The sequence below is a fragment of the Bradyrhizobium sp. P2_E8 genome, assembly GCF_056403875.1.
The window spans coordinates 1-4,430 of record NZ_JBFUES010000649.1 but is presented as its reverse complement, the minus strand read 5'-3'; the positions used below and the strand labels follow the sequence as shown (position 1 = coordinate 4,430).

Annotated in this window: 3 protein-coding genes; 2 read left to right on the top strand and 1 reads right to left on the bottom strand. The window is 66.0% G+C overall.

What is annotated here, in order from left to right:
• Window positions 1–71 precede the first annotated feature (71 nt).
• Complete coding sequence (locus AC1D00_RS28740) at window positions 72–3,176, bottom strand: DEAD/DEAH box helicase (RefSeq protein ID WP_477012990.1); 3,105 nt, start codon at window positions 3,174–3,176, stop codon at window positions 72–74.
• Between the two features lie 583 nt (window positions 3,177–3,759).
• Here AC1D00_RS28740 and AC1D00_RS28735 point away from each other — a divergent pair.
• Together AC1D00_RS28735 and AC1D00_RS28730 are read left to right on the top strand one after the other, a co-directional pair.
• Window positions 3,760–3,999, top strand: coding sequence for a hypothetical protein (locus AC1D00_RS28735; protein ID WP_477012989.1), 240 nt, complete (start codon window positions 3,760–3,762; stop codon window positions 3,997–3,999).
• 208 nt (window positions 4,000–4,207) lie between these two features.
• Window positions 4,208–4,430: hypothetical protein (locus tag AC1D00_RS28730; RefSeq protein ID WP_477012988.1), on the top strand; the 223-nt coding region annotated here is incomplete at its 3' end.

Genomic DNA, 4,430 nt, shown 5'->3' with positions numbered 1-4,430 from the left:
GCCCAACGTTGCGACAGGCGGGGCGCATGTGACAGTCGCGCTTGGCCAGGTTCATCCGGCGCATCCGCCCCTCACGCCTCGTCCAGCACCTCGAACAACTCCTCCACCCGCTCGAACGGCGCATCACGCATCTGGCTGTGATAGACGACGCGATCGCCGTCGCGCTGGAGTGACTTTCCTCTCGACTTCCGCAACCGTCCGGGCAGGAACGTTGCGGCGACCGCCCCGAGGCCGACGTCGAGGCGGATGATGCCCCTTCGCTTGCATTCGAGCCTGAGCTTCGCTGCGGCGAAGAAATCGCGCGCGACTTTCGGCAGCGGGCCGAAGCGGCGGGAGGTCTCCTCTTCGAGGTCGACGAGGTCGTCCTCGCTGCCGCATCTTGCGGCGCGCGCATAGAGTTCGAGCCGCACAGGCTCGGAGTGCACATAGGCTTCGGGCAGCATGTCCGCGACCGGCAGGTTCAGGTCGGGCACCCACACCGCGGCCCGCTCCTCATCGGCCTTCTCCGAGGCCATTTTCAGCAGGTGGCTGTAGAGTACGGGCCCGAACACCTGGACGTGGCCGGATTGCTGCTCGGAAAACAGGTCGCCCGCACCTCTGAGATCGAGATCGCGCTCGCTGATGGCAAAGCCGGCGCCCGGCCGGCTGAACTCCTCGAGCACGGCCAGCCGCTTCTCGGACTGCCCCGAATTCGTCTCGGTCAGCAAATGGGCGAACGCCCGGATGCCGCTACGGCCGACCCGTCCGCGCAGCTGATGCAGCTGGGCGAGGCCGAACTTCTCGGGCCAGCAGACCACGATGGTGTTCGCACGCGGAATGTCGAGGCCGCTCTCCACGATGTTGGTCGCGAGCAGGACGTCGGCCCTGCCCTCGACGAAGCTCATCATCCGGTCGTCGATCTCGTCGGCAGCCAATCTGCCATGCAGGCACACGATGCGAAGATCGCCGGCCACCGCCTGCACCCGCGCCAGCATCGGATCCAGATCCTGGATGCGTGGACAGATCAGAAAACTCTGGCCGTGGCGCCGCTGCTCGCGCAGCAACGCCGACGCAATGGCCGCATCCGACAGCGGCGCAATCCTGGTTGCGACCGGGAGCCGGTGCACCGGCGGCGAGGCGATCACGCTGAGGTCGCGAAATCCGGCAAGGCCGGCGGCCAGCGTGCGCGGGATCGGCGTCGCGCTCATCATCAGCACATGGACATTCTTGGCAAGGCTGGAAAGCCTGGCCTTCTCGGCCGCGCCAAAATGCTGCTCCTCGTCGATGATGACGAGGCCGAGATCGTCGAACTTCACGTCCTTCGCGCCCAGCGCCTGCGTTCCGACCACGACCTTGATGCGGCCGCTGCGCAGTCCCTCCTTGGTCTCCCGCAGCTCCGCGCCGGAGGTCGCCCGCGACAGGTTCCCCACCTCGATGCCGAACGGGGCGAAGCGCTTCTGGAACGTCGCGACGTGCTGCCGTGCCAGCACCGTCGTCGGTACCGCGATCGCCACCTGCTTGCCCGACAGCACCACGGCGGCGGCCGCGCGCAGCGCCACCTCGGTCTTGCCAAATCCCACATCGCCGCAGATCACCCGGTCCATCGGATGGCCGGATGCAAGATCACCCAGCACGTCGCGGATCGCCTTGGCCTGATCGATCGTCGTGAAATAAGGAAAACGCGCGACGAACTTCTCATAGGCCGATCCCGGCGGAACCAGCTTTTCGGCGCGCCGCCTTCGGCGCTGGCTGATGTGCTTGGCCAGCGCCTTGCCGGCGATCTGGATTTCGCGCTCGGCCTCGGTGCGGCGGGCCCACCAGGAGCTGCCGTCCGCCTTGTCGAGCGCCAGCTTGCCGGGCTCGGTTGCGTAAGGCCACATCAGGGCCAGATCGGGCGGCGGCACGAGAACCGCGTTGTCGCCCGCGAACACCAGGCGGATCATCTCGCGCAGCGCGCCGCCGCCCGTGTTCACGGTCTGCAGGCCGTCGAGCACCGCAAGGCCGCGCTGGAGATGCACGACCACCGTGCCCTGCTCGGGCACGTCGGCATGGTCGAAGGCCGCGCTCCAGGCCCGCGCCATCGGCTGCGGATGATGCGCCCGGCTGCCGAGCACGTCGGACGCGGTCACGACAACGAGAGACTTTTTCCCCGGCACGACGAAACCCGCATCGAGGTCGGCCAGAAGCGCCGCCTCGCCGCCCCGCCCGCGCGCCGCCGTGTCCCAATCCGCGCAGCGCGGCGCCTTGACGCCGCTCATCCGCTCCATCACGCGCAGGTCGTCCTCCTGCGCCGCGACCAGGATCAGCCGCGATCCGGCCCGCCGCGTCTCCTCGACGAAGGCACGAAGCGCCTTCCTGGCGGAAGTCAGCTTTGAAAACTCCGGGATGGGCTGGAAGGACGCCGTCCGCGGCAACACCTTCATGCCCCTGGAGAGCTGCTTCCAGTCGCGCCGACCGATGTATTCGCGCTCTCTCTCCGCACGAGGCGCGGCCTCCTCGATCGTGCTCAGCCAGCCGTCGACGTGCAGCGGGACGCCTGCATCGGCGATCCATTTGGCGCGCCCGCAATAGTCGAACAGCGTCGCGCGCTTGCCGCGCTTCCCGGCGAAGCCAAGCCGCTCCGACATGGGATCGACGAGAAGCTCGCTGGTCTCGAAGATGATGTCGTGCTCTTTCGGGTCGAACGCCACGATCCGGCTGATCGCGCGGCCTGAATGCTCGATCCGGAACGGCCCCAGCGCGCCCGCGGGAAATATCTCGAAGGTCTGCCCGTGAAACAGGGCTCCGCCCGGATAGTCCGGCTCGTCCTCCAGATCGTATCCCAGGACTTCGAGGCGTCCGCGCAGGTCGCGCTCGGAAAACGCGCCGCCCACCTTCAAGCTCACACTCAGGCGCGACAGGCTCGCAGGCGGCGGCAGGYGCTCCATCACGGCTTCCGCCGTCGAGACCAGAAAGAGCGGCTTCCTGGATTTTGCGAGGCGTCGCAGCACGGAGGCTCTGCGCCCTGCGAGTTCATGGGACGGCTCGAGCTGATCGAACGGCAAGGTGTTCAATCGCGGAAACACCAGGACCTCGCAGGAGGGATCGAGCGCGTGAATGACGCTGCCGAGCCGCTCTGCCCTGTTCTCGCTCTCGGCGAGAAAAACGATGCCGCTGCGTCCGGACTGCTTCCATTGTGCAAGCAGATGGAGCGCCATCGAACCGAGGGGCGACGAAGACGAGATCGTGGCGCGCTGCGACCCTTTGCCTTTCTTTGGCGATGTCTTGGTCGCCTTCGCCTTTTTGGTAAGCCTCACTTGAATCCGTCTCTGGTCGTAAACTGTCACCCACCGAACGCGAGCCGCCGCATTGTCGATTCGCTGCTCGCCGCCATGCATATGGGATTTGCCCTGCCAACGCACGCCTCGTGGCAACGTTCGGGACGCCATTGCGCTCCCGAAATCTTCGGCTGTTGATCGCCCTGCGGACGGGGAACTCGCCGCTTCCGACGCGGCGCAGGATCGGCTTCTCTGGATGCAAGGGCTGCTGCGATCGAGCGCGCCCTGCTCGCATGGCCGGCACGAAAAACCCCAGCGCCTGGACGCTGGGGTGTTTCGTCAAAATATGAATTGGTCTGGCAATGACGCTTTCATAGCAGCGAATGCGCCGCGCGCGTGTGAACTGGTTCACACGCCTTGTTGTTTGTTGGCGCGGCCCGATCAATGCGGAACGGGGTACCGCGCCTCCGGTTTGAACCTGCACACGCCGCGCGCTAGGATGCCCCATTTTACGGAGGCTCATTTGAAACCATTCATTTTCATCGCCGCCATCGCACTCCTTGCGACGGCCCCCGCCCGCTCGCAACCGCTGGTCGATCCGAACAAGGTTGCTCCTGAATACCGCGAGGCGGCCGAGAAGCGCCGCGCCGAGCAGCTGCGGCAACGCGAATGCGCGATGAAGGCGGATCTGGAGAAGGTGCTGCCCAGGGATCGCACCGCCTTTCTCAACCATTGCCTGGACATGATGGCGGCCAAGCAATAGCGGCTGCTGATTGACAGCTCCAACGAGCTCCCCGCGCCGCCAGTCGCGACGGGCCGATGACGCCTGGCCGCGTTTTGCGAGCATCGCGTTCGTGCGCGCGACATCGGCTGCGACGAGACCTCTCGGAATGCCGCGAAAGCCTTCAGGCTTTCTTCAGACATTTGCGATCACCTGACGACCCATTTCCATCGGTCATTGTCGGTCGCGTATGAGTTTCGTCCAGATTCAGTGCACGCGCTGCAAGTCCGTGTTCCGCGATCGCGCCGGACGTTTGCAGGACGGCTATTCCAGGCAATGTCCGAGTTGCGACGTGGTGCTGTTCTTCGCCGAGGATTCGCAGCACCCTTTCGTCAAGCGCGCGATGCGCAATGCGCGCAAGGCCCGCAAGGAGCAGCGCGAGGCCGAGGCGGCCAGGCGCGTCGCGCCGGAGC